At 42.7% G+C, this 25,595-nt stretch carries 23 protein-coding genes; 11 read left to right on the top strand and 12 right to left on the bottom strand.

Annotation, left to right across the window (positions count from 1 at the left end):
• Nucleotides 1-24: 24 nt before the first annotated feature.
• The 3 genes from NO992_RS10510 to NO992_RS10500 all read left to right on the top strand — a co-directional run bounded on the left by NO992_RS10510 (nucleotide 25) and on the right by NO992_RS10500 (nucleotide 3,420).
• Complete coding sequence (locus NO992_RS10510; RefSeq protein WP_371376789.1) at nucleotides 25-1,731, top strand: hypothetical protein; 1,707 nt, start codon at nucleotides 25-27, stop codon at nucleotides 1,729-1,731.
• 745 nt (nucleotides 1,732-2,476) lie between these two features.
• Nucleotides 2,477-2,725: a hypothetical protein gene (locus NO992_RS10505; protein WP_010370628.1), complete on the top strand. Its 249-nt coding sequence runs from the start codon at nucleotides 2,477-2,479 to the stop codon at nucleotides 2,723-2,725.
• A 128-nt stretch (nucleotides 2,726-2,853) separates the two neighbouring features.
• Nucleotides 2,854-3,420 carry a hypothetical protein gene (locus tag NO992_RS10500; protein WP_017217868.1) on the top strand — a complete coding sequence of 189 codons (567 nt, stop codon included), beginning with the start codon at nucleotides 2,854-2,856 and terminating at the stop codon, nucleotides 3,418-3,420.
• A 135-nt stretch (nucleotides 3,421-3,555) separates the two neighbouring features.
• On the opposite strand, the gene NO992_RS10495 is transcribed toward NO992_RS10500, so the two are convergent.
• Nucleotides 3,556-4,104: a carbohydrate binding domain-containing protein gene (locus tag NO992_RS10495; protein ID WP_010370633.1), complete on the bottom strand. Its 549-nt coding sequence runs from the start codon at nucleotides 4,102-4,104 to the stop codon at nucleotides 3,556-3,558.
• A 242-nt stretch (nucleotides 4,105-4,346) separates the two neighbouring features.
• Between NO992_RS10495 and NO992_RS10490 the strand changes: the two genes are divergently transcribed.
• The gene (locus tag NO992_RS10490; protein WP_371376786.1) at nucleotides 4,347-7,037 is read left to right on the top strand and encodes a DUF2339 domain-containing protein; all 2,691 of its coding nucleotides are present in this window, start codon (nucleotides 4,347-4,349) and stop codon (nucleotides 7,035-7,037) included.
• A 10-nt stretch (nucleotides 7,038-7,047) separates the two neighbouring features.
• On the opposite strand, the gene NO992_RS10485 is transcribed toward NO992_RS10490, so the two are convergent.
• Nucleotides 7,048-7,800 (bottom strand): SDR family oxidoreductase, encoded by a 753-nt coding sequence (locus NO992_RS10485; protein WP_371376783.1) that lies wholly within the window; start codon nucleotides 7,798-7,800, stop codon nucleotides 7,048-7,050.
• Nucleotides 7,801-7,911: 111 nt separating this feature from the next.
• Here NO992_RS10485 and NO992_RS10480 point away from each other — a divergent pair, with 111 nt between their 5' ends.
• Together NO992_RS10480 and NO992_RS10475 are read left to right on the top strand one after the other, a co-directional pair.
• Nucleotides 7,912-8,817 (top strand): LysR family transcriptional regulator, encoded by a 906-nt coding sequence (locus NO992_RS10480; RefSeq protein WP_069021429.1) that lies wholly within the window; start codon nucleotides 7,912-7,914, stop codon nucleotides 8,815-8,817.
• Between the two features lie 74 nt (nucleotides 8,818-8,891).
• Nucleotides 8,892-9,140, top strand: a complete 249-nt coding sequence (locus tag NO992_RS10475) for a hypothetical protein (protein ID WP_010370646.1) — start codon at nucleotides 8,892-8,894, stop codon at nucleotides 9,138-9,140.
• A gap of 100 nt (nucleotides 9,141-9,240) precedes the next feature.
• Here NO992_RS10475 and NO992_RS10470 read toward each other — a convergent pair whose 3' ends face one another.
• Nucleotides 9,241-10,626 (bottom strand): hypothetical protein, encoded by a 1,386-nt coding sequence (locus tag NO992_RS10470; RefSeq protein WP_349195425.1) that lies wholly within the window; start codon nucleotides 10,624-10,626, stop codon nucleotides 9,241-9,243.
• A gap of 250 nt (nucleotides 10,627-10,876) precedes the next feature.
• On the opposite strand from NO992_RS10470, the gene NO992_RS10465 reads away from it, so the two are divergent.
• On the top strand, nucleotides 10,877-12,220 hold the full coding sequence (locus tag NO992_RS10465; RefSeq protein ID WP_371376780.1) for a hypothetical protein: 1,344 nt from the start codon (nucleotides 10,877-10,879) through the stop codon (nucleotides 12,218-12,220).
• 104 nt (nucleotides 12,221-12,324) lie between these two features.
• Here NO992_RS10465 and NO992_RS10460 read toward each other — a convergent pair whose 3' ends face one another.
• The 4 genes from NO992_RS10460 to NO992_RS10445 all read right to left on the bottom strand — a co-directional run bounded on the left by NO992_RS10460 (nucleotide 12,325) and on the right by NO992_RS10445 (nucleotide 17,239).
• Nucleotides 12,325-13,407, bottom strand: a complete 1,083-nt coding sequence (locus NO992_RS10460; protein WP_371376777.1) for an MBL fold metallo-hydrolase — start codon at nucleotides 13,405-13,407, stop codon at nucleotides 12,325-12,327.
• Between the two features lie 131 nt (nucleotides 13,408-13,538).
• Entirely contained in the window at nucleotides 13,539-14,237 is a 699-nt protein-coding gene (locus NO992_RS10455; protein WP_017217860.1) for a response regulator, read from the bottom strand.
• Nucleotides 14,238-14,252: 15 nt separating this feature from the next.
• Nucleotides 14,253-15,722 (bottom strand): ATP-binding protein, encoded by a 1,470-nt coding sequence (locus NO992_RS10450; protein WP_371376773.1) that lies wholly within the window; start codon nucleotides 15,720-15,722, stop codon nucleotides 14,253-14,255.
• Between the two features lie 20 nt (nucleotides 15,723-15,742).
• Nucleotides 15,743-17,239, bottom strand: a complete 1,497-nt coding sequence (locus tag NO992_RS10445; protein WP_371376770.1) for a cytochrome-c peroxidase — start codon at nucleotides 17,237-17,239, stop codon at nucleotides 15,743-15,745.
• A 311-nt stretch (nucleotides 17,240-17,550) separates the two neighbouring features.
• Here NO992_RS10445 and NO992_RS10440 point away from each other — a divergent pair, with 311 nt between their 5' ends.
• Nucleotides 17,551-18,057, top strand: a complete 507-nt coding sequence (locus tag NO992_RS10440) for a hypothetical protein (RefSeq protein WP_371376767.1) — start codon at nucleotides 17,551-17,553, stop codon at nucleotides 18,055-18,057.
• A gap of 100 nt (nucleotides 18,058-18,157) precedes the next feature.
• Here the strand turns inward: NO992_RS10440 and NO992_RS10435 are convergent, their stop codons facing one another.
• Together NO992_RS10435 and NO992_RS10430 are read right to left on the bottom strand one after the other, a co-directional pair.
• Complete coding sequence (locus NO992_RS10435) at nucleotides 18,158-19,111, bottom strand: hypothetical protein (RefSeq protein ID WP_253105740.1); 954 nt, start codon at nucleotides 19,109-19,111, stop codon at nucleotides 18,158-18,160.
• A complete protein-coding gene (locus tag NO992_RS10430) occupies nucleotides 19,111-20,253 on the bottom strand; it encodes a hypothetical protein (RefSeq protein ID WP_349195431.1) in 1,143 nt (380 codons plus the stop codon). Before NO992_RS10430 ends, NO992_RS10435 begins: the two co-directional genes overlap by 1 nt.
• A 285-nt stretch (nucleotides 20,254-20,538) precedes the next feature.
• Here NO992_RS10430 and NO992_RS10425 point away from each other — a divergent pair, with 285 nt between their 5' ends.
• The 3 genes from NO992_RS10425 to NO992_RS10415 all read left to right on the top strand — a co-directional run bounded on the left by NO992_RS10425 (nucleotide 20,539) and on the right by NO992_RS10415 (nucleotide 22,691).
• Nucleotides 20,539-21,651 carry a TRAP transporter substrate-binding protein gene (locus tag NO992_RS10425; protein ID WP_253105738.1) on the top strand — a complete coding sequence of 371 codons (1,113 nt, stop codon included), beginning with the start codon at nucleotides 20,539-20,541 and terminating at the stop codon, nucleotides 21,649-21,651.
• A gap of 151 nt (nucleotides 21,652-21,802) precedes the next feature.
• Complete coding sequence (locus NO992_RS10420; RefSeq protein WP_371376763.1) at nucleotides 21,803-22,216, top strand: GNAT family N-acetyltransferase; 414 nt, start codon at nucleotides 21,803-21,805, stop codon at nucleotides 22,214-22,216.
• Between the two features lie 226 nt (nucleotides 22,217-22,442).
• Nucleotides 22,443-22,691, top strand: a complete 249-nt coding sequence (locus NO992_RS10415; RefSeq protein WP_010370670.1) for a DUF3297 family protein — start codon at nucleotides 22,443-22,445, stop codon at nucleotides 22,689-22,691.
• Nucleotides 22,692-22,763: 72 nt separating this feature from the next.
• Here the strand turns inward: NO992_RS10415 and NO992_RS10410 are convergent, their stop codons facing one another.
• The 3 genes from NO992_RS10410 to dbpA form a co-directional block, all read right to left on the bottom strand.
• The gene (locus tag NO992_RS10410; RefSeq protein WP_010370673.1) at nucleotides 22,764-22,934 is read right to left on the bottom strand and encodes a hypothetical protein; all 171 of its coding nucleotides are present in this window, start codon (nucleotides 22,932-22,934) and stop codon (nucleotides 22,764-22,766) included.
• A 396-nt stretch (nucleotides 22,935-23,330) separates the two neighbouring features.
• The gene (locus NO992_RS10405; RefSeq protein WP_371376759.1) at nucleotides 23,331-23,960 is read right to left on the bottom strand and encodes an SDR family oxidoreductase; all 630 of its coding nucleotides are present in this window, start codon (nucleotides 23,958-23,960) and stop codon (nucleotides 23,331-23,333) included.
• A 169-nt stretch (nucleotides 23,961-24,129) separates the two neighbouring features.
• Entirely contained in the window at nucleotides 24,130-25,518 is a 1,389-nt protein-coding gene (gene dbpA, locus NO992_RS10400; protein ID WP_045961943.1) for an ATP-dependent RNA helicase DbpA, read from the bottom strand.
• Between the last annotated feature and the right edge of the window lie 77 nt (nucleotides 25,519-25,595).

Raw genomic sequence — 25,595 nt, 5'->3', positions numbered from 1 at the left:
TAAAAAAGATACAATCCGAGTTGCATGAAAAATACAATAATATTAACAATTACTTTGTTATTCTCGTTGCTACTAATGCTATCAACGCCGACTTTGGCATCTGAGAGTGAAAATAAGCTGCAGATCCATGTCCATTATCAGCAAGCCTCGGATTCATGGTTGATACAGTACAAATTGCCTAAAGCAGTTGAGCGGGTAAGCTTTGCAAGACAAAGCAACTTCGACCGCACGCAGCACTACCAAATAACTCAACCGGACTTAAAGTGGCAGCAAGAAGATGGAGTACTATCAATCACCGCAGCGAATGGTAAAAAGTTTACGTCTTTCTCGCTTACATTTGATTCGTTTTATGGTTTTATCCTAAAAGACTACAGCCAAAATGTGCAATACAGTGATGGCAGCGTTTTGTTTTACACCAATCATCTTAGCCTTAGTGAAAAGTTAACTGCGCAATCTGAGCCTATATTTGATGGGACCCAGTTTTATTTTTATAGCCCTAAGACCGATATTGTTTTCTCGGGCAAGCGATATAAGCATAAGGCAAGCTGGGATTTAGCCGGAGATGGAACTTATATTTACTTTGGCACTATCACTCCCATTGAGAATGACAACATGATAGCGGTAGTAGATCCAGCGCTACCTAAGTGGGTGTGGCAAAACACACAAACGTATTTCCCCAAACTATTTGACTATTACGCCAAAAAACTTGATCAACCACTTAACTTCAAGCCTGTCGTATTTTTTAATTATGCACACTTAGCTGACGATTTTGCCAATTATGAAGGGGGAACGTTAGCTGGACTGGTGCAGTTAAGTGTGAATGGTAAACGTTGGCAAAACAAAGACAGTGAGCGTTTTAATCAGCTCTTCCACTTTCTTGCCCATGAAGCTGCTCATTTTTGGAATGGTCAAATGTATGCGGTTGAAGACCATGGACATGCTTGGCTTCACGAAGGGGGAGCCGATGCTTTTGCTAACTTTGCGATGCTTGAGTTTGGTTTTATTGACGCTAAACAGTGGTTACAAAAATTTGAAGAGTCAGCCAATCAATGTTTATTGAACAAAGAGCAAACGGCGCTTAACAAATCAGCGAAGTTGCAACGATACAAAAACTATTATTCTTGTGGCGCGGTAATGGCGCTTGCTAGTCATTATCAGGTTCAAGCTACAAACCCCTCGCTGTCACTTTTTGATATCTGGCGACATCTATTCGCACAAAGTAAGGCCTACTCATACAATCAAAGCGATTACTTTAATGTACTAAATGGCTTAATCGGTAATGATAGGCTTGCTAAGGTGCTGGGACGTTTTAGCGATCAAAGAGTGGAAGATAACCTCAGCGAAATAGAGACTTGGTTTGAAGGCACTGTGCTAAAGGGGGCTGTGTCAACGGACTACCCTAGTTTTTACCATCAACATTGGGGTAAAGAGATTATAATAGAACTAATGCGTACTCATTGCAGCAGGATTAGCCTCAGCTATTACGATGACTATATCAAGACCTACCCGATAGAGAACTGCAAAGTATTTGACCATGACATGGAGATACAGTTTGTAGATGGAGTGGATCTGCTTAAAAATGGGGGACCGGCTTATCAAGCTTTCAAAGCAAAATGTCAGCGCGGTGGTGTTGTTAATTTTGCAGATAGAGCAAAGCAACCTGTTGCCCAAATCCGCTGTTTGGATCAAGTTGACACACTTACGCCTTACATAAAATTGACGACCGAATAATCTAACCCAAGGATGTATGGAGGCGATATTTTTATTAAAAAAGTTGGACGAGCAACCATAGTGAGATGTGATACGAATTTGAGCTTGTATCACATTTCAACATTATTTATTTAACCGCAGCTCAGGTTATTTATGATTAATATCCATACTCCCCCCTATACATAGTCGCTGTATCTACTTATTAGCAGTGATGTGTCTAACTTACAGGTTCGACAGTAATTCTTTGCTAAAAGATTTCTTTTATGTGCTGATTGGTGAGCCTGCGTATTACTCACGCTTTGGGTTTAACCACTCCCCAAGGCTTACGGCTTCAGGGATACCTGCAGAATATTTTATGATTAACAGCTGGTGTGAAAGTATCCCTAGTGGAGACGTTGGTTTCGATCTAGCGTTTGGGTGAAGCCATGCAAAATCTTGGATAAGTGTTGACCTAAATCTGGAAGGCACTATCGAAATTTACTCAAATAAAACAGTATTGTTTCGGGTACTAACAATTGGCTAGTTTCAATTGTTGATAAAAAAGGTATTAAAATTTCAAAGTGCAACATTTTTTTAAGTGATAACTTTTTGTAAGTAATGGTTTTAATTTTCATTTCTGCTGTAAGTTACACTTAATAACTGGTTTGGAGGTTGGGATTGTTCAGTTTGATAATTAACCTATAATTAATTTGGCAGGTAGAAATAAAACTGATAACCTACCGTCCGTCTTAAAATAATCTCACTTAAACACAAGGATTATAGTGTTATGAATGCTCAAAGATTGGAGCGCATATTAAGTGCGTTTTTGCCTTCTTTTATTGCCAAGCAACTGGCTAAATCACCAAAGCTTTTGTTGTTTGTTGTTCTATTTATCACCTTACTCGTCATTTTTATTATTAAAGTTGCCTCTTTTGCTATTTACTCTTTGGTCGTGGGAGCTGTGTTATTCGGCTGCTGGATGGCGTGGAGTGGCACTAAACGCATCATGTCGAAGCGCAAGAAACGAGTCTCTTAAAGTTAAGTCAAGATACTCTGGGCTTAATAATTATTACTTAATTAATCTGAAATATATTTTGTCGGTTTGTCTGCCGTATTAGATATTACATAAATTGAAAATCTCAATCTATTTAAGGAAAAATAACCATGAGTCTATTAAATAAATTCAAAACTCAAGCGCAATCTATTGGTAGTAGTATTGGCGAATCTACCAGTAAACTAAGCGGTGATATTGTGTCTTCAACAAAAGACAATGCAAAGCTTGCTGGTTTGAAATCAGATATCGCGTCAATCGATGGTCAACTTAATATTGCATACCAAGATATTGGCCGCAAATACATTGAAAACCTAATCAAAAACGATGGTGCAAACCTTGAAGCTGTATTGCAAGACACTATCGAGCGTATCGACCCATTAATTAAGCGTAAAGATGATTTAGAAGCAGAAGTTATTGCTATTGAGAAGCAACTAAAAGATCAGATTGTTATTCAGGAAAAAGCGGTTTTCCAAAAAGAATTTGATGGTGAAAAGGAGAAGCTAGAAAAAGCGCTAAAGCTTGATGTTATCTCACAAGACGAATTTGATACTAAGCTGGCTAAAGCGCGTTTGAAACTAGACAATTTCGATGAAATTCGTAAAACCAAAAAGCAGCACGAAATGGGTCTAATCAATAAAGAAGAATTAAAAGAAAAGCTAACGGCATTAGGTGCGTAATTTAGCTATCAAAAGCTTAATTGCCCCGGATTCGCCAGCGCTAATAATTTAACCGTTATATGCGCTGGCCAAATTATCCCCTAGCGAAAAGCCGCAATATCTCACATCTCGTGTACATCATTTCTAACCAATGGATTACTCAATTCGAAGACTTTTTATTGCAAGGCTTGCTTCACCACCTTCCACATCCGTTAAATCTGGTACGAAGTAAAGTGCTGAAACATGCTTGAGTATGACCCCTTTGTCTTTTGACCAAGCAGGTGTCCAATTAGGCCTGGCAAAATCACTCAAAGATACGTTGACTGTATGCCAAGTGTTTGATGCAGGTAATTTAGTTTGGTAGTGAGCATAGCTTTTATCACCTGAACCGCCATACTCCTGTTGCGATAACTTAACGATTAAAGCGTTATCACTTTTATACGTCAGTGCGATGTTGAATTGAGAGGGGAGCTGTTTTGTGGGCAAGTCGTAAATAAGTTCTACCCAAGAGTTGTTTTGTTTGTCGACTCGAGGTACGCGTTTAAACTGAATTGCAACTTGCTCTTCGTTAACAAGCGGGCCGTTCAGAATTGCTTGGCTGCCATGCGGATCGGTCGCAAAACGCCATTGTTTTGGGTTTAAGTTTGGCTGAGTATAGCTACAGCCAGAAACCGCAACAACGAGTAAAAGTGATAAAAAACGCATAGAAAAAACCTTAGAACAACGTCCCTAAAATATAATTTTTTAGTGTATTTACAAGGAGGTAATATGGCAACGGGGCTCATGTGCATTTTTGGCCAATGTTAGAAAATTTCAAGTCATCATACTTCTATGCGGCTTGCTAAAGTTATGGCTCCCATGATGAGAGATTGATTTATTGGTGTGGTTGATCTCATACTGTTTCTAATACAGGTTAGCTAGGGCCTAGCAAACAAATAAGGAATCGTATGGAAACGGAGTTTATCTCTTTTATTTTTTATCTTTTTGTATTTATTGGCGCTGTTTTCGCTCTACAAGATAGACAAAGGCTCAAGCAACTTGTCAAAAAAGTACATCAGTTACAAAATACGATAGAGCAGCAAAGTCGCCGGATCTCGACACTTGAAGGTCGTGAATTATCAGATCAAGCATGCTCAGAGCAAACACATTCAGAGAATAAGCTATCTGAGTGTGGACAAAAGAATGGCGAAACAGCTGATAGCACATCATTAACAGCACAGACTGCATTGGGCGAACCCACGGCAACAGCCAATCATACACAACCTCAGCAGCCTGAAAGCGCGGTCACTATCGCAAGAGCTAAGCCTAGTAAGAGTAAACCTGCCTTTGAATTTGACTTTACTTTAGATTCCTTATTAAAAGGGAATGGACTTTTTTGGATAGGTGCCGTAGTACTAGCTCTTGGCGGCGTTTTTCTAGCTAAGTACTCTATTGAAGCCGGACTTCTTCCCCCAAGTGTGCGAGTGATACTGGGGGCCCTTTTTGGAATCAGTTTGGTTACTGCCGCTGAAGTCGTAAGTCGCTACAAAGAAAAGCTAAAAATTAATACTCCATACATTTCTGCAGCGCTTGCCAGTGGTGGCGTGATCACATGCTTTGCCATGACATTGGTTGCTTTTGATTTCTATCATTTTATACCGGCTAATATGGCCTTTGTTTTACTCGCCATTATTTCATTGGCTGCGACCTCTTTGGCACTGAGATTTGGCCCAGTGCTCGCAGGTATTGGCATTGTTGGTGCGTATGTCGTGCCTGCCTTGGTATCGACGGGTTCTAATAATATCGGTGCGTTACTGCTGTATATCAGCTTTGTTTCACTCTCTGCGATATGGGTTGCGGATTATGTGAAGCGCAAATGGTTGTGGTGGCAAAGTTTTGTTGGTCATTTCTTATGGTTTTGCACCGCGGTTGCGGTTGGTGGAAGCGGCGACTTTTGGGTGCTGCTGATTTTTGCGCTTATCTCTATGTACTTATATGTGTTGGTAGACGTACTGGGTTGGCGACTGACGAATTCAATGATAAGTCCTTTGCCTATCAAAGATCTATTAATGCCAAGAAAAGAGCAATTGGGGATTATACTCCCACTGTTATTTATCGCATGTGCGCTAATAATAAAAACCCAAATCGATACGCTTATTTGGGCTAATGTCTTATTTGCTAGCGTTGTTTTGTGTGCGGCTTATAGACATAGTGCATTGGATAGTTGGCCATTTTATTTGCTATTTTTTGTACTTCTCTCATTCTACTTGATGCCCAAAGTGGGCACTTACGACGACGTACTTTTTCCTTTCATCGGTAAGTATTTGTTTATCCAAGTAGCAGTGGTCATCATGATGTTATTTAGTATGATGATGATTAAGCGATATCCATCAAGACTCGCTTATTTGATGCTTTTAAACGTGGCTCCACTTGCGCTTTACGGTGTAAGCTACGCTATTTCTCCTAAAGTCACAGAAGCAATTTTGTATCCTGTATGGGCGATTGAAATGTTGGTCATCGGGCTTTTCGCTTCGTATTGTGCGATGAAAACGGATACAAATATTCAACAGGTCACTTACCTTATTTTGGCGAACGCTATGCTGAGTTTGTGTTTTACGATGTTACTCTCGGCAAGCTCGTTGACTTTAGCGATTGCGGCACAAGTAGCGTCTATGAGTTATTTGAGCTGGAAGTACAAAGTGCGTTTACCTGATTGGTTGTATAAAGCTGCACTTATTGCCGTTGTTACCCGTCTTACTTTTGCGCCTTGGCTTGCAGATTACAAGCACGAAACGATTTTAACTATACATTGGACACTTGTTGTCTATCCGCTGGTGCTGGGCATTATTTGGTTTGCTACCAAATACAACCCTTCAAAGAGCTTGAGCACTTGGTTTATGGGTGTCGCAATGCATATTGTGGCGCTTCTGGTCACGACCGAAACAAGCTATCTCTTGATTGGTGACTACCCTGATTTTACTAATCTCGGTTTCCAAGAATCCGTGTTGCTTGCTTTAAATTGGCTGGTGCTTGGCGCTGTATATCTGTGGCGAGGGCAGCTCAGCGACAAGGGCAACAGACTTTATCCGCTTGCCGCGAGCTTGCTGTTACTTGGAAGCGCGTTGCTCCACGCCGATATTTCGTTTGCCAATAATCCGTTTTTTGACAGGCAATATATTGGAGACGGTGTGTTTAATTGGCTACTTTTGCAGTGGTTGGCACCAGCATGTGTATTTGCTGTCATGCTCCAGTTTAAGTTAATACCACCGCAATTTAAGCGTTTGGTATACGGCCTGATAGCCTTGCTAGGGGTCTTGTTTATCAACGGTGAAATTCGGGCGTTATTTCATGAGGGTTTCCTCGTGCTGTCGATGCCGATGGAGCAATCTGAGTTATATACCTATTCAATTGTTTGGCTATTGATTTCAACCGTATTGATTTTTGTTGCCAAGCGGATAGAGCATAAGGTGTTGATTAACGCCGGTTTTGCAGGGCTAGCCATTGTTATCTTAAAAGCCTTTGTGGTCGATATGGCAAACCTCGAAGGCTTGCTGCGTGCCTTGTCTTTTATCGGTTTAGGCTTATGTCTGGTGGGAATTGGTTGGTTGTTTCAAAAAATGCAGGATCAGCCCAGAGAGGTAAAACCAACGGCGGACTGACCCCACATTTTTACAAGCAGTAACCACCGTCAACAGTGATGTGCGCACCGCGCATTGCTGTTGACCCTTCGCCAGTTAAAAAGTCTAAGCTTGCTAGCATTTCTGTTGCTTGTAACATGCGCCCTAATGGAATCGACGACAACCCTGCATTTAGCTCGGCTATTTGTTGCTCGCTCATTCCTGCTTTATTTTGGATTTCAGTATGAGTCACCCCTGGACGTAGGTGGTTAATACGTACTCCACGGTCACTCCATTCTAAATTGAGCGTCGCTGCAAGCGCCTCAAATGCGGCTTTGCTAGCGGCATAACTTGCCGCTCCTGCAAAAGCACGCTGTACCGCAATACTTGATACATAAACAACACTACATGGATTATTCATTACAGGTAACAAGCGTTGTAATAGCATTGCAGGGCCTGTGAAGTTAATAAGCATGGTCGTATTTAAATCGCTTAGCTCATTGTCAGCAAAAGGTTTTGGATAGAATACACCTGCATTTAAAATCACCGCGTCAAGCTTAATACCTTGTGCTTTTAGCTCCTCTGGTAAGCTTTCAAAGTGGGCTGGAACGCTGCTGTCACAGAGCAGCCCTAGCACTTGTGAGGGATGGCTTGCGCATGCTAGCAGTTGGTTTTCGACCGTTGCAATTTTGTCTTCGTTTCTTCCCGTAAAAATGACTTTCCAGCCTTGGGTGAGGTAATGCTTGGCAGCTGCAAATCCAATTCCAGCGGTTGCGCCAGTGATCAAGGTGGTTGGTAATGACATGGTAAATCCTTATGCGTTATACGATGGTATAAATGACATTGTAGTGATTGCAATTCGTGCTGATAAGATGATAAAAAACGAATTGATAAGTTCTCTTAGAGAAACAATGAAATGGAATTACACAAGCAATTAGAAAATTTGTATTTATTTAGGCTAGTGGCCTCTATAGGTAGTTTTCAGGGCGCTGCCGATAAAGTGCAGTTACCACGCTCGTCAGTCAGTAAGCGCATATCGCAGCTAGAGCAGCAGCTCAATGTGCGTTTATTAGAGCGCAGTACGCGTAAATTGGCACTGACCCAAAGCGGCAGCCAGTTACTCAAAAGTACCGAAAAGTTACAGGAAGTATTAAGCCAGACTGAGCAGTTAAGTGAGCAGCAACGTTTAACACCAAGCGGTAAGGTAAAGATCAGCTGCTCGACCTTGATGGCTGAGCGCTATTTGCTGGCTAAACTACATGATATTTCTAAACAGTTTCCTGATATACGCTTCGAGCTGAACCTGACGGACGATATTGTTGATTTAATCGATAATCAGATAGATATTGCTATCCGAATAGGGCATTTACCTGATTCTTCATTACTTGCTAAGAAAATCGGTGAAAAATCTTTTGCTTGGTTTGCCAGTCCGGAGTATTTGGCTGTAGCCGGCACGCCTGACTCTCCCGATGCTTTATTGAGTCATCGTTGCCTGGTATTTAAAAATAAAGGCACCACCATGGACAAATGGCCATTTGTCCATCAAAACGGTCAGGTGTTCAACATCAAGCCTCATGCGGTAGCGTATTGTGATGATGCGCGTGCAATGGTGCAACTTGCGGTGCTGGGGCAGGGGGTTGTGATGGGAGACCCTTACTACGTTCAACAGGAATTAAACCAAGGTCAGTTGGTGCCTATTTTAACTCAATACGCACATCCTGACCGCCAACCAATTCATTTAGTGTGTTTAGGTAAACAAGGCCGCAGTAAAGCCGTACAGTGTGTGTGGGAAGCATTAAGCCATAGTTTGAATAGGATGTAATTGGGGCGTCAGGTTCAATCATTTCAACAGAACTGGTATTCTACGCGGCATACTGAGTAAGTGAGAGTAAAGAGATGATCAACGATAAAGATATCATTGAAACTTTGGACGAGCTGGAAGCTTTTTTATTGCTAATTGATAACGGTGGCTTAGGATTGCAAAACGTGGCCGGTGTGGCACTGGCAACGAACAACAGTGATGGCAGACCATTTATTGCGATTTTGGATGATAAACACCAATTGTTGTTGGGTCGTTGGGTATCTCAAGACGTGTATGAAAACGGCAAAGACATGGTTCGTTACGGGCCAAAGAAAGCGCATTAATATCTTTTGAGTAGCCACATCGCTGGATTTAAGATTGGAGTGCAGGATAAACCTGCTTCCAATCCGTTTTGTCGGCGGTTATGCAAAACCGTATCAGTGTTTAAACGTCGTTTTCAATATACACGGAGTCGCTCGCCATAAGCTCTATGGCGACGATTTCAGAACGATTCATGGTGAGTTTATATCTTTCTAACTGTATTCCCTGAGAAGATTTAAACCGCATTACCAAGTTAATTTGATAGCGACGTTCAACTGACTTTTTAGAGACCTTTTTCCCTTCAAGGCTATAAAGCTTTCCTGCGCCTTTTTTTAGATAGCGTACAAACGAACTCATGTTAAAGGTGATACGTTGTTGTACTTCTTCGTAACCGGGTAAAAACTCGTCAATATGTACTTGGTTTTTACAGCAAAAATGCAGTAGATGCGCAGCTTGTTTATTTTGCTGTCGACGCTTCTTTAGCAGCTTATCAACGTCTTCTGGTAGGTCTTTTTTGCGAATATGTTCCAGCCATATCGTTTGTGTACAAACGATGGCGTCCGTCACTGAGTTTTTAAACTTGTTGCGCCACTTTGGTCGGCCGCGTTGAATATGACGCCACGCCCACTGGGTTAAATCTTCTTTGAATGTTTCTCTAAGGCCATAAATTACCCCAAGCAAAGCGATAAGGGCGACGGTGACTTCTTGAAAGTTAGAGCGGGCGTTGAGCACAATAAACATCACGAAGGCCATGATAATACCAGTAACCACACCGCGAACTAAACGCTTTAGATTGGTACTTAAGTCAATGGTTTGTTTGTTAAAAACAACGCCATATTCAATGAGCCTTTCAAGCAATTTCATTTTATTGGTAATGCGGTTTGGGTCGTCCAACGTGACTTGTGAGTTGTAGCTCTGCTCCTCGCGGTATTGGCTTTCTCGTTGACAGAAACTAACAATACAGCTTCGCTCATGACTAAAGTCGCTTGACTTAGGCCCGCTGGAGAGGAGTTTCAAAAACGCTTGCTCAGTATGCCAGCTGAGATAGTTATCTGCGTTTTGATAGTAAGGCTTAAGCTTATTATCTGGTGGCGTGTAACGCCTGAGCTTCTTCAATAGGCGTTCGGTTTCTTCCACCAATAATTGTGCGGCTGGATAAAACTCATCGGCCTCTTTTAGCTTCAATGTCTGCTTTACATCGGCATCTAGTGCAATGCGGATCTGGTAGCAAAATAGGTTTAGATTAACGCGATAATCCGTTTTTTGACCTTTGCTTTGGCTGATAAAGCGGCTACGTACCAAGGGGAGGTGGAGCTGTTCCGAGTAATATGCACTGTGGCTTTTTATATTGGCATTAAAGTAGTCTACTTCGTTCAACGTGTTGGTATTAATCCCCATATCGGTTGGGATTGAAAAATACAGGTCGAGTTGGTTTGTCTCTTTGGGAAGGAGTTGATAGTTGATTTTAAAAGATAAGCTTTCGTCTTGACTTAGTTTGGCTCTGCTCACTCGGGTATGGTGCCTCCTTGAATTAACACTTTGTAATTATAACATAGATAAGTGTATAAAAGCTGAAATGGGTTTATAGGTTATTGATCTCAATGTTTAATAGGTTCTGCTAATCAATTCTCATCTTTAGAAAATCACTAAAAATAAAACCTTTAATGATTGATGTTTTTATTTTGTTAATTATATTGATAATTGGTGTTATCAATACTAGTGTTGGTGGGGAAATTTCATACGTTAAAAGGAGGATTAGATGAAAATTTCACACTTATCAGTTGTATTAGTAGCAGTATCAACAACCTGCTCTAGCCACGCACTAGAACATAAATTGACCCCATCAGGAGTAGTGAGTCACTTTGGTGCAGTCAAGGCTATGAAAGACCGAAACTTAATAGAAAAGTCAAGCAAGGGAGTTTCACACATATCATTTAATAGTGCTGAATCAGCTCTAGATATTACTCCTGTTTGCCCAACTTTATCTATGGGAAATCTGTATACGATTAATAACTCGCAATCAGGTGATGCGAATTGTTATCACTTTGAAATTACTGAACGTAGCAAAACAACCGCTTTGTTGGTTGATCAAAATGCACTGACCGATGTCAATTTATCTATTTTGCGTCACAATAGTGATGATACTTACACCACAATTGGCAGCTCTGCTAATGCAGGGAATCAAGATGAAGTAGTTGTTGCGCTTACCGAGCCCGGACATTATTACTGGTATATGGAGGTGATTGAGTCCGATGGGTCGCCTTTCAGTTTTGGCGCAGCAGTAGCGACTAATCTAGACGAGTATGAGTTCAATGATACGGTTGCATCGGCAACCGTTTTGCCAGATCAGCAAACAAGCTTGGTCGCTAATATGGATGCTGTCAATGACATTGATTATTTTCAGTATTCTGCAGTACGGGGGCAAGATCTTTTTCTGTCACTACAAAGTACCGCAAGTAATGAATATATTTTTGAGGTATACAACAACGGGTGGGTTTTGTTAGATAATAACCAGTACATTTCTTTAACTGGACTACAGGTAAATCAAGTCGTTAATTTTAGAGTTAGGGCTAACCCAAATGTCGCAACAAATCCAAGCAATACCTATAATTTGCAGGCTGGATCAGTGGCTTCTATCCGAAAGCGTACCGTTTCAGGAGAAGATAACGTGATTCGTATTCCCGGCTCCGCATACGACAATCCATATCTTACTGTACAGGCCTATAATAAAATTACTTGGTCAGCAGAGTTAGAAGATTCGACAGGAGCGCCTGTAGCCGGGGCAACAGTTCGGCTTAGGTTAGTTAAAAATTGGCGCCAAGGAAGGGGAGCTGCTGTTAATTATGACATTACAACGGGCCCTGATGGTAAAGCTTCTCGCGTGATTGATCTTGGGAATTGTGATCCTAATGAGTACCCGGTTCGCCATACTGATTATGATCGCGGCTATAGAAACCTTTGGGAATCTGATTTTGAGCGTGGTGAATGGCAAGTAGTCTCGCCACTCGGGGTAAATTCAAGTAATGAAGAAACTACGAATGCACTTTGGGGCGCGATTGGTCATATTTGTTATCAAAGGCTGATTTCTAGTACGCCATCTTAGTACACATATAGGAAGCCTTAATGGACTTAGGGCTTCCTTTTTAATGCGGCATTGGTCGCGGAGAGCTATCTATCAATGTTTCTTTTACATGAGCCTCGATAAACTCACCAAGTTACTTTTTCACCTTCATTTAAAATATACAATGGCGTTTGGGTTTTCAGCACTTGTTGCATATGCAGTAGGCGGAACAGTGCTGAATGTGAGGTTTTATCTCCCATTTTCCAACTAGCATTGCCATAGCCCCACGGCACCATGACCTTACAGCCGAGCTCTTTTGAGGCAGTTAGTGCATCTTCTGGTGTGGTGTGTACTTTACGATACCAATCAGGATGTTCTTCGCTGTAGTATGAGGCAATTGGAAGTAGGCACACATCAATATCACCGTATTTTTCTTGAATGTCTTTAAAGTGCGGTGAATATCCAGTATCTCCTGCAAAAAATAGAGTCTTACCTTGGTGTTCTAATATCCAGCCACCCCATAGTGCAGCGCCATGATCTTCGTATAAAAACGGCACCCAAATACGGCTGCTGAAGTGATTTGCAGGCACAAAGTGTGCGGTTACTTCACCAAGTTGTTTGCTTGAATACCACTCCATTTCAGAAACTTTGTATCCATCTTCAGGAAAGTGCTCAGCAAATCCAAGTGGGGTGAGGTAATTTGGTCCAGTACCAATCGCTTCGATATCGCTCTTGTTAAAATGATCGTAATGAATGTGGGAGTACATTACAGCATTGGTTTGCTGTAACTCGGTTTGACTGAGCTGTGCAGGTTGCTTGCGATTAAACCCTTCTGAGAGGCGAAATGCCCAGTTTACAGGCCAGTCAAATTGAGCCGTGACAGGGTCAAACAAAAACTGTTGTCCATCTTTGGTGTTGACTTTAAAACTCGCATGTCCGAGCCATTGGATAGCAAAACCGGTATTGAGCGAGAGAGTGGGGTTGTTGCCAACGTAAGTGCAATCTTGCATTTCGGACTGACATTGAATTTGTTGGGTGACTGGATAGCAGTTTTCCTCGCAAGTCACGGGATAATCTTTAAACTTATTGTAGATGTTGGAATATCTATCTTCATACCCTTCTACAGAGCTATGTTTTACCACGGAAGACTCAGATTTTATTCGCTCTACAACATTACTATTACTGCAGCCTGTTAATGTGATTATGACTGCCAAAGCAAGCCTTTTCATGCCCATTCCTTTTTATAATTATTAGTTATTTTTTGGAGTTTACCAATAAAAGGGGGTGGGGTGTAGCGGTGAGATATGCCTTAAGGGAAGTTGGATTAACGCATAACCCAACTTCCCTTATGGGCTAAGGACTAGGCATTACGTTCCTGGGCTTCAAACTTATATCCCGCTCCGTAAATGGAGTGGATAAAGTCGTATTTAGGCGCGATGCTTTGCAGCTTTTTACGAATATTTTTGATATGGCTATCTATGGTTCTGTCGCTAACAATGTGGCTGTCATCGTAGATGTGATCCATCAATAAGTCGCGGCTATAAATTCGGCATGGGTGTCCGTACATCGCCTTTAAGAGCATAAACTCGACATAAGTGAGTGTCGCTCTCGCGTCAAGGAAGGAGACAAACAAGCTCTCTTCGTCCAATTTAAGTTTGCTCTCGGTTTCTGACACTGTGCCGCGCTCATTTAGCGTCACGCGTCTTAAAATCGCCTTCACCCTTGCGACGACTTCTTTTGGACTATAAGGTTTACACACATAATCATCAGCACCCACTTCAAGACCAAGGAGACGATCGATTTCTTCTACTTTGGCGGTGATCATGACAATTGGCACGTTAGAATAAGCTCTGATCCGCTTGCAAATTTCGATACCGTCAAGATTAGGCAGCATGAGGTCGAGTAAGATAAGGGCGGGTTGCTGTTGTTTAAAAGCCTCTTCAGCTAAAGCGCCATCATGAACACAATGGCTGGTATACTCGGCTTGAGCCAAATACTTACTTAAAATATCGGCAAGTTTTGGTTCATCTTCGACGATTAAAATATGTTTGTTTGGCACGGGGGAAACTCATTATTATTTCAGTTCAATAATAATAGCGAGACCACCCAGTTCGCTCAAGTCCGCAGTGATTTTTCCGTTGTGGGCAGCAACAATACTTTGGCAAATGGCTAAACCAAGGCCAGAGCCACCCGTTTTTCTACTCCGCGCTTCCTCTACTCGATAGAGCCTATCAAATAGTTTGTTTAGCTGTTCTTGTGGTACAGAAGGTGCGCTGTCCTGCCAGTAAATTATCGTTTTATCTTGTCGTTGTATGACTTTTACATCGAGATTTCCCGGTTGTTCAGCTGAGGAGTCTGTGTAACGCAAGGTGTTTTGCAACAAGTTGTCGAATAGCTGTCCAAGGCGCTGTTCGTCACATTCTAAGGTAATATGCTCGTCGCATTGCAAGGAATAAGCAAGATGGTGCTTTTCAATTTGGTGACTACTTTTCGCAAACGTGCGTGAGAGCAGGTCGTAAAGGTTTTCTTTATCCATGTTGTAAGTAAGTGCACCGCGGTCTGATAGCGATAGTTGATGTAAATCGTCCACCAGCCGAGTCAATCGTTGGATCTCTTCATTAAGGGACATAAGTTGTTCAGGATCGCTTGCGATAATGCCATCAATCATTCCCTCAAGTTCCGCGCGGATCACGGCAATCGGCGTGCGTAGCTCGTGCGAAATATCCGCTATCCATTGCTGCCTAGCTATTTGGTTCTGCGCTAATGTGTCTGCCAAACGGTTCATATCTCTGGCAAGCAAACCGAGTTCGTCTTTACTCGCGATATCGACGCGAGCATCGTAATTTCCTTGTGTCAGTGTTTTTGCATTGCGGCGCAACAACACGATTGGGTTGACCATATATTTACTAAAAGGCACGGCAATCACTAAAGTAACCAACAGGGCGACAAGCGCAATGATCATGAACTGTTTACGTTGTTGCTCTGCAAACAATTGGTCGAAGTCATTGCGTATCAAGCCACTTTGCTCGACACCTAAGTAGGCGATAATCTGTTCGCGTTTAGGCTTCGCCAAATGGTCGCTTTGATAGACTGGGAACCACAGCGAAGTCTGCTTACTTTTCGGTGTGCCCATAATAATATTGCCTTGTGCGTCTTTGATCAGCAGGCGTTTTTTATTGTCAAAACGCGGTGGGGGGCCGTCACGTCTTCTTGGCCCTCCGTCGCCTCTTTCACGATGCCTTGGTGGTGGACGAGAATGTTGCCTGTCTCGTGGGCGCTCATCCTCAGAAAGACCATAGAAGCTACGTACTATGCTGTCCCAATCCTCTGAACCTCGATACACCCAGTCCAAAGAACCATGGCGTGCGTAAGTCTCAGCAACTTGCGTTACCACATTTTTGAGCTGTGCCCGAGAGGTATTTTCAAGATAGGCCGTAAAGCTCTTTTCAAACGCTAATTTATTGGCGATATAGATAGCCAGCACCAATGTGGTGTTGGCTATCAAAATTATCAGCAATAGTTTGACGCGAATGGTCATTTTCATGGTTGTTGTGATTCCACCGGTTAACGTTGTGAATGCAAGCGTAAATTATCAGGGTCTGGTGTGCGACGGTTTGGCATCCATCTTCTTACGCACTGTTGGTCTTTTGCACACTTGTCTGTCAAGGCATGTAAAAACGCAACGAGATCCTGCTTTTGTTGTGGCGCTAAATTGGCGGCAACAAAGGGAGATTGGCGCAGTAACGTTAACGCCGCTTCACTATTTTCTCTCGCTTGTAGGTTTAGTGTGTCACACTGAGCGGTTAAGGAAAACTGCTTTAATCCACAAGCACCACCACGTTGAAAAAATTGCTCGACGGTTTGCTCAGGATTTGAGTAATGATTGACCACTTGTTCTAACGACTCGTAGGCTCCTGCGTGACCGTATGGCGCAGTCAGGGCAACATTGATTAAGCTCGGGACCCTAAACGCAAATTGATTGCGAGGCGAGGGGTCAATTGCAGCGCGTCCGATATCGGCCTGATTATCTTGTGTACCAATACCATACTGTGGAAAGGCGAGGTTAAAGAAACCATCGTTAGTGAAACGTTCACCACTGTGGCACCCAACACATCCAGCACCACCTTCAGCTACTGGAGTAAAAAAGAGTTTAGCGCCACGTTTTTGTTGATCGTTAAGTGCGCCACGGTCACCACGGGCATAGCGATGCCAATCGGTATCCACCATCACAAATGACGCTTGATACTGGCCGAGCGCAAAGGCAATACTATCAAAGGTAATTAAGGTTTGCGCGTCAGCTTGTGAGTTGAATGCTTCTCTAAAGGCTTGAAGCCAATCATTAGTGGCCAAGCCTCCTGCTTCTTCACCGTAATCGCCAATACGCTGGGCTAAGTGTGAGCGAACTTGTTCATTGGTTTCGGCACTTTCGAAAGCCTCTCCACGCATTTCTTCACGAGAGGTGACAGGAAAGCGAGACAGGGTTGCAACTAGTGAATCTGCCGCGTTTACATCTGGTTGGTTAAAGCCTGAATCAGGCGTACTGATAAAACTGCTTTCATCGCCCTGGTCGTCAGTGATAGTCACACGTTGAACACGACCGTCCCAAAATAAAGCGTTGTTGGCAAATCCGGTATTAAAAATGGTGGGAGAGTTACGTGGAATATTGATGTCATCGTTGACTGCTTGACGACCTGGGCCTACCACATCACTTTCTACTGCGTTTGTACCTATTGGCAACGAAAGGCCATCGGCACCACCGAGCCTTGGATCGTGACAGCTCGCACAGGCGACTGATTTTTCTCCCCCAAGGGCTTTGCTAAAAAATAACTGCATGCCGAGCTGAGCAATGGGATCTGAGATCCTCGGCAGTTGTTGCGCACCCGCAACTCTGCCAGTAATACCGCGAGCAGTAATAATTTCTGAGAGTTCATCATCCAGTGCCGAGTTCGGTTGTGGCTGGCCTGGAGGCGGAGGTGGTAGAGGTTTATGTTGTGCAGCTATTGGTAAACTTGCCACCGCGGTAACAAGTGCTATTGCACGTAGAAAGTTCGCGTTGTTCATCGTTATTCCAAACCTTATTGTGATTCGAGTTTTAAAATTGGCAGGCAAAAGTGCAGAGAATGTGAAAATTGAATTTTTTATATTTTGAGTTTTGGTGACTACCAATTACTTCCTAGTTGACAGAGGTAATGAAAATGTTAATATTTACCTTTGTTTGGAACGTTCTTTTTTTTGGGGCTAGAGCTGAACGCTATTGTTCTCTATTTAGCTGTTATCAAATTTTCCTGTCATATAAAAATTATTTAAAAGTCTATTGCCAGTATTAGGCATAACAAAGAAGTAGAAATTTAATAACTAAAAGGAATCATTTAATGAAAGCAACATTTTCGAGATTTATTTTTGGAACGTTACTGGTTTTGGCAGGGTTCCAAACTTGTGCCAAGCCTAATAATTTGTATCTACCCGAACAATCAAATCAAAACAATATAACGAATATAGAGCCTATCTATGTGGGTGGAGCAAGGTATGAATTGCTTAATTACTTCTTCGAGCCAATCCATGCGACTCGATACGAAAAATATGGAAGTGAGGGTAAATATAGGTTAGTGAAGTATATTGTGGGTTATGAAATGACGATACCGGTTGATGGTGATTTTGGTCAGGAGCTAATTTTTGATGTTTCAGGGTATGCGAGTAAAGACGCTAAGCTTAGCGTATCTTGCGGCAGTTTTTCAGGGAGTGATTTTGGTACTAGGTACTATATTACGAAGCGGATCAGCACTGGCGGGAGTTGTAAAACAATGAAGGTTCGGTTGGATGGACCTGAGCAGTATGGCTTTGGTATGACAATCTCAATTCTAAATCAACTCAGCTTTTAGATCGGCATGCCAATATAGTTCAATTTGACCCTTAGAGTAGGAATAAAGAGTTTTATTCCTACTCTGGTAATTGGTACATCATCGAATTAGTTGATATTGACTACTTAGCTGCTAACGAAGAATTAACGTGAGTCATTTCTTTTAAACGATATTTCGCTGATGCAAGAGGTACTGTGAAGCGCCTTATAGAACTCGGGAAGGCTGATAGAAACATCGGTTCAACAGCGCTAATATCAAATGCGTATGCTGGTGCATTGTCATATTCGCCGAATAAGGCGGTAACCTGAGAAAAAGATGTAGGTACAAGCTTGTATGGCGCTAGCGAACGCGGTAAATCAAGTTGATATTGATATGCTTTCACCAGTTGCAGTGCGTGATCAAAGTGGCAAATATTCCAACTTTGATTTTCATTGTTTAGCTGTAAAGCCCACACCCCATTTTTATCGGTAGCAACAGTGTATGGGTTTTCACAAGGCGCAGGTAGTGACTGTGTGTTACTGCGTTGCCAAGTACCCTGGTGATTCAAACAGAGATTCTCTTTGCTATTAAGCGTCACGACTCGTGTGCTGAGTCTTGCTTTACAAGCATCTTCCACAGGTAACCAATAGGCGGGTTTGGTGGTGGAAAGTACCATAAATCCGACAGGTCTTTCTGGGTCGTGCGAGGTCCATCCAATAAAATAATCATTGTCTACGCGCCACTGATCATAGCTTAACCGACCTCGTTGATATTTAGTAGCTAAAGGCAAAGCGCCTTGTCGGTCAGCAAACTGGCAATGGATGGTGTCACTCTTAAGTTTACAGGCTGACTGAACCCTATCGAAATTGAGAGGTATTGCAGCATCTGGATAGTTTGGTGGAATAAAGCGCGTGTGCGGCAACGATGTTGGCTTTAACTCATTATTGTCTGATTGTTCAAAGCGGCACTCTGGCCGCTCAGTAGAGGGTGCTAAGGCTACTTTATCGCTAGACATAGCGAGCTCGCAGCTTAATAAATCAAAGCTTGCCGAAATGCTAAAGATAGCGAGATAAATTAGCCAAGCGATATTCGTCATTACTTTCCTAATTCAAAATGAAAGTCGGTAACCTGTAACGATTTAACTTGAGGCACGAAATAGCTAGTATCGTAGATATTGCTGTAGTCATGCCAAGCTTCACCTTCGCTATCAAGCTCGTTATCATTAGGAGCAAGCCAAGGTTCTAAAGGTTCAGTTAAGAAGCTGACATGTAGGTGATTCTTATGATTTGATTTAACATCTGTAACGCCTTTCAAATTATCGGCAAAGATAATTTTAGTTGCGCCTAATTGTACCAAAGCGTCAACTATAGTCTGTGTGGCTTGGCGATGGTAGTGTGCGTCACCAACGCTAACCGGGCCTGATGATGTTCCTATCGGACGAATATCTACTGTACCACCAAACTTGTGCGTAAAATGAGGAGGATTTATTCCACCCCAGCGCATGGTTGCTCCCGTTATTGTGAGATAATTTGGCATCCCGATAGGTTTGTTTTGTACGTTTTTCCAAGCTTGTCCTAAATTTTGTAAAGCACTTAGCAAGTCTGGGTGTAAGTGGCGGCCAACTAAACCTGCTGTAGTAAGCCCCTCACTTGCGCGGTCTGGAATGTTGACTAAGCCTGTTACTGCGCATTTTACAATTAGCTGAGCCTGCAAGTTACCAGTTGAGGCTGTTAACTTATCAGAACCTGGCTGTTGTTCATTACCGCAGCTATGGAAGTTATTTACGGTAACTTTCACTTGGCCATTAGCATCGGTCACTAGGCTTGAAGCTTCGTAAGGAGCACGTAATCGGAACAGCCCTTGGTCTATTCTTTGAATTACCGTTGCTCTTGAACCACTCGGAAAGCGGTTTGCCATGGTATTTTTATCTCGCCAACTTGATGTGGTGAGCGTGTTATAAGTTGAATTTATAGTAATGGTTTTACCAACGGCCGGTCTGCCATCAGAATAGGTTAATGTTAATGTCCAAAGCGCGCTGTTGCCATTTTTTGGGTACAAAGTGACTTCACTGGCATTTTCAAACCATTGCTGACCAAAATAAGCCTTTCCATTCGGTGTTGTAATGAGGCCGTCATAATCAAGGTTAGTGTTGATCGAAAGGGTTGGTTGAGGTGTCTTGGCGGATAAGTGGGCACAAAATCCCAAGGCAACACAGATTAGTGCATTTCTTCTGTTCATCGTTAATCTCCTTTTATTAATCGATATGAACGTGATTACTGCGTTAAATTTGCTTTGTTTTAAGAAAACACCCAGCGAGACAAAAGTAATGATAGTAAAGCTATCGCTTTTGATGAATAAACTAGCAGTACACTCCTTGTGGTGAATCCAAGATAGACTAGTATAAATTTTGTTAAATACAAGTGAGCTTTTTGTGTTTTTGATTTGGGTTTACATCTAAGCTTATTGAAATAGTGATCGACTCAGCTATCTTTAATTGAGGTATGGAATTTAGGTTGTACTCCCATGTCTAAGAGTAGACGTCAATTTCTTGAAGCTTCACTAGCGGCATGTTTGAGTGCTTCATTTCCGGTTAGCCAAGTACTTGCACTAAATTTATTCTCAGAAGATGAACGAGAACAAGAAATGGCTAAGCGCAGTGCTGCCCTCCATATTTTAAGATTAGCTTCCCCATACCCTGCGGATCAAAGTGACTTTATCCCGCACATGCATCAAGTGCTTAAGGAGAATGTTGAGTCTATGACTCGCGGTAAAATCTATGTTGATGTTCACCATAGTGGCGCGCTTGGAAGTGGCCGCGAGTTAATGGCGGCAGTGACTCGGGGACATGTGGAGGCCGCACTTATCTCTGTGTCAAATCTGTCTCGGGCGTTACCTGTGCTAGATATCCTTAATATCCCATTTTGGGCGAGCTCAAATCGCGCGTTTCTCAATCTAATTTGTTCGCCACAATGGCAGTCACTTGTTATTAAGCCTATTAGTGAACAAGGAAAACTGAATATCTTAATGCATCATCTCGTTGGAGGTCGCACCCTAACAAGCACAAAGCAGTTCAACCGCTTGATTAATTTGCCTGAAAAACTTAAAGGAGTAGTGCTAAGAGTACCTGCTTCTAAGGTTTTGAGTCATTTTTACAGTATGACGTCGGCAAATGTTATTGATGTGCCTTGGGCACAAGTGGCCAAAATGGCAAGAACAGAACATATAGAGGTTATTGACCCTAGCGTTGTTGGCTTGTTTTCAGGTCCTGATCTGCTAAAAAACGAGATAGGGCAGATAGCTTTACTCGAAAGTGTTCCCGATGCTTGGGTGACCGTCGCAAATCAGCATTGGTTAGATGGTTTACCGCTGCGCTTAAAAGGGGAAATCGAGGACGCGGGTAAGCAAACATTTCATACTCATATTGCGCAGATAGAGCAACTGCAAAAACACTGTGAGCGCGAGCTCATGGCCTTGGGCGCAAAGCTGCACCCTTTAAGTGTGGACGAAAAGCGCGAATGGCAATTAAGGTTTGGTCACCACAATGCACAGTGGAATAAGGTAAAGCGAGAGCTCCTCGGCAGTACTCGCGCATTTCAACAGCTGGTAAATGCAACAGAAAAAGAGTTTACTCAATAACCCAGGTTGAAAGTAACAACTGGCCTTCTCGCTATTGTTATCGTGCGTTATGTTTGATTCTTTTTTGATACTTTTTCTTTATTATGAAATGGCAAAATACCACAGTAAATAACAATTACCGTAGTTCAACGAAGTCAACCGGAGCGTAGCTGTGAAAATATCCGTAGTAGAAAATCCTGAGCAACAATTTGTCGATTTTTTAAGTAGTAAAATTAGCGAGTTTAACTGGGCGAATTGGGAGGTCACAGAGCGCCTTCCATTGGCGGTTGAAGTAAAGGATGAGTCTGGAGAGGTTGTTGCAGGTGCAGCCGCGCGTACTTTTGGTAACTGGTTGTTGCTAGATACTTTGTGGGTTCCTGAGACACTTAGAGGTCAAAATATCGGCTCACAGATACTAGAAAGCCTAGAAGCGGCAGCCAAACAAAGAGGGTGCGTGAAATGCTTACTCGATACCTTAAATTTTCAGGCAATGCCGTTTTATGAAAAGCATGGCTACGAGACTCAATGGATCCAAGAGCATTACCCTAAAGATGGCTGTAAGTATTTTATGGTAAAGGTGTTATAACAAGTTTTCTGTGGAGAGAGTGGTTGAGTGGAGATAATCTCGGCCGCCGATACGTGGGTGAATGTGCCAAGGCATTTTTAAGTAATAATGTTAGCTAAACTTCAGAATCCCACTAGGCCTAGGGGGGACAGTTTTTAATTCAATTGCGAATATAGGACGCTCAGCTATTGAGCGCACGCACGGGATTACCTACAATACAGCATGCTTAAATAATTGAAGAAAAACGATGACAGATTCAACTGAAAAACCAGCACTACCAGATAGACTTTCAATCAACCCTCGCAGCCCACATTATGCTAAAGAAGTGCTAGAACACCATATTGGCATCCGTTTCAACGGAAAAGAGCGCACGGATGTTGAAGAGTACTGCATCAGCGAAGGCTGGATTAAGGTAGCATCACCAAAGGCGTTAGACCGTCGTGGTCAGCCTTTGCTACTGAAGTCAAAAGGGACTGTTGAAGCTTACTACTGCTAAGCTTAACAAACAAAGATACAAAAATGCCGGACTTTATCCGGCATTTTTTACATCAATTATATTACCACTCAATTAATGTGCTGAAGTTAACCAGCTCAGAAATTGACGTGCTTCGCCGCCATTGGCGAATTGTGTGATCTTACGGCCTGTGCCGTCAGCAAAGATCACTTTAGATTTGTTCACCGAAATTGAGCGAATTGGTTGCTCAACACGGATCTCTGTTCCGTTATATGTATATGACATAATAAAACTCACTTTTATAATGCACAGCAAATTAGCTGATGCTTTTGATAGTAGATGAGCTTCATTACAGTTTAGCGAACAGAAGACACTGTCCTCGCAACGACCCGAGACGGGTATGACAGCTTATACCAATTTTCGTAATTGGCTTGATTTCGCCTGACTATATTAAGCTCTACTTGTATTTTTTATGCGGACTTACTGGATCAAGGCAAGGAGGCATTACTTGAGGTTTGCTTTATTTTGAGAGGAAGTTAAAGCAAGAGAGGGATAATATAGAATTGCATTTTTTAAAGCAAGCTTTTTATGTCGATGTAGCGGTAAATATTCTCAACACTTAGCCAAATAAAGCACCTAAGTTTGCCCCGAGGCGTTAAACCCCGAGACATAGTTACTCTATTAGCACAGCGTTTGTTCGACTGACTGCTTGCCGTTAAATAGCTCAAATGTTAGGTTCTGAGGATGTTGAGTGGCAAGGTAAGCTAGCGCGTCTGCGACATTCTCTCGACTTATTACGGCATCTTCTCTATTTGCAGGGCGTGCGGTCGAGAATCCCCCAGTTGCAGGCTCATTTTGTAACGCACCCGGTCGGACGATGGTGTAGTTTACAATACTTTTCTGTAGGTGTTGATCGGCCATGTGTTTGGCTACCAAGTACGGTTTAATTTCACTTTCAATGTTATCAGGATCATCGGCGCCAATAGAGCTGACCATAATAAAATGCTTAACGTTTGCTTTCACAGCATAGTTAATGGCTTTAATGACGGCCCACAAATCAATAAGTAGGGTTTTATCCGCACCAGTATCTCCACCAGAACCTGCACTAAATATTACCTGCTCGACGTTGTTAAAGGCTGAGCTAAAATCGCCTTCAAGGTCTTGCTCAATGATAATAAGTTGCTCAGACTGAAGATCTACTAGTTTGCTTTTATTGCGCACTAACGCCACGACGTCATGGCCTTGTTTCAGCATTTTCTTTGTCGTCATTTTTCCAATTTGACCACTGGCACCAATAATTAAGGTCTTCATAGATAAACTCCTTTAAAGTGTTTGCTTAATTAAGACCTTGGGGTCATGGTGTAGATTTAAACCCCTGTGGTGTGAAATAAGTTATAAATAGGCGAGTAATTGCTGGGATAATCTAAAGTCATGGTGGTCAGGGAAAAGTTGACCACCATAGAGAGGGGAGAGTGACCTGTTACTTTGTTACTTTGCGGGCTCTAAAGTTACGGCCTTTCATTTTCCCTTCTGAGATTGTTTTAAGCGCCACGTTGGCAATACTGCGCTCAACCGCAACGTATGATGACATCGCGGTGACCTTTATTTTGCCGATTTGGTCACCTTTTAACGCTTGATTTGAGGTCAGTGCTCCTAAGATATCACCCGGTCTTAATTTCGCTTTCTTACCGCCGTCGATTTGAATGGTTACCATCGGCGCTCGGTTAATTTTGTTATTTAACACTTGGTCGCTTGGCAGGGCATTGGGCTCAATTGTCTTGCCTAAATAGTCTTCGAGGGCATTTACTTTATGCGATTCTTTATAACTCATTAAAGAGCATGCCACGCCTTTATTACCTGCACGTCCGGTTCTGCCAACGCGGTGAACATGCACTTCTGGGTCATGGGCGATATGATAGTTGATCACCATATCTACGTGATCGACGTCGATACCCCGGGCGGCGACATCCGTTGCCAATAAAATGGTGACGCTCTTATTCGCAAAACGAACCAATGTGCGGTCACGGTCTTTTTGTTCTAAGTCACCGTGAAGTGCAGCCGCATCAAAACCTAGGCTATATAGGCTGTCGCATACGTTCTGGCATTCTGCCTTGGTGTTGCAGAAGATAACCGCTGAGTTTGGTTGAAATTGCATTAACAGCTTTTGTACCGCAGGCAATCTCGCGTCGTTATTGTCGACTTCGTAAAAGTACTGTTCAATTGAGCTATCGTCATGGGTTGCTTCAACAGTGACTTTGGCTGCATCTTTCATGATGTGCTGCGCGAGCTGCTCTATTTTTGGTGGATAAGTTGCACTAAATAACAGGTTTTGGCGTGCTGTAGGGCAGTGATCTATGATGCACTGTAGTGACTCTTCAAAACCCATCTCCAACATGCGATCCGCTTCATCCAGTACAAAGGTATTCACTTCATCTAGCGACAAACGGCCTTTGCGCAGGTGCTCTTCAATACGCCCTGGTGTACCCACAATGATGTGCGCACCGTGTTCAAGAGAGCCAATTTGCGGACCCATAGGTGCGCCACCGCACAGCGCTAACACTTTGATGTTATGAACAGCACGGGCAAGCTTGCGAATTTCAACCGCAACCTGATCGGCAAGCTCTCGAGTTGGGCATACCACAAGCGCCTGCACGCGAAAGCGTTTCACGTTTAAATTATGTAATAGTCCTAAAGAGAAAGCGGCGGTTTTACCTGAGCCTGTTTTACCTTGGCCAATGACATCTTTACCCGCCAAGATAAGCGGTAAGGTTTGTGCTTGAATGTCAGTCATGGTGTGATACCCCAATGACGCGAGGTTATCGAGTAAGGCGCTGGAAAGTGAGGTACTTGAAAAAAGTGGCTGAGTCAAAGTCGCTGTCTCTGTAGTTCTAAAACCGCAATTATAACATGGCTCGAACGGATAGCGCGTGTAAGGCCGTGATAAAA

The organism is Pseudoalteromonas sp. DY56-GL79, from assembly GCF_041414765.1.
GTDB classification, from domain to species: domain Bacteria; phylum Pseudomonadota; class Gammaproteobacteria; order Enterobacterales; family Alteromonadaceae; genus Pseudoalteromonas; species Pseudoalteromonas piscicida.
The sequence above is the reverse complement of the archived record's forward strand: the minus strand, read 5'-3'. Positions and strand labels throughout refer to the sequence as shown.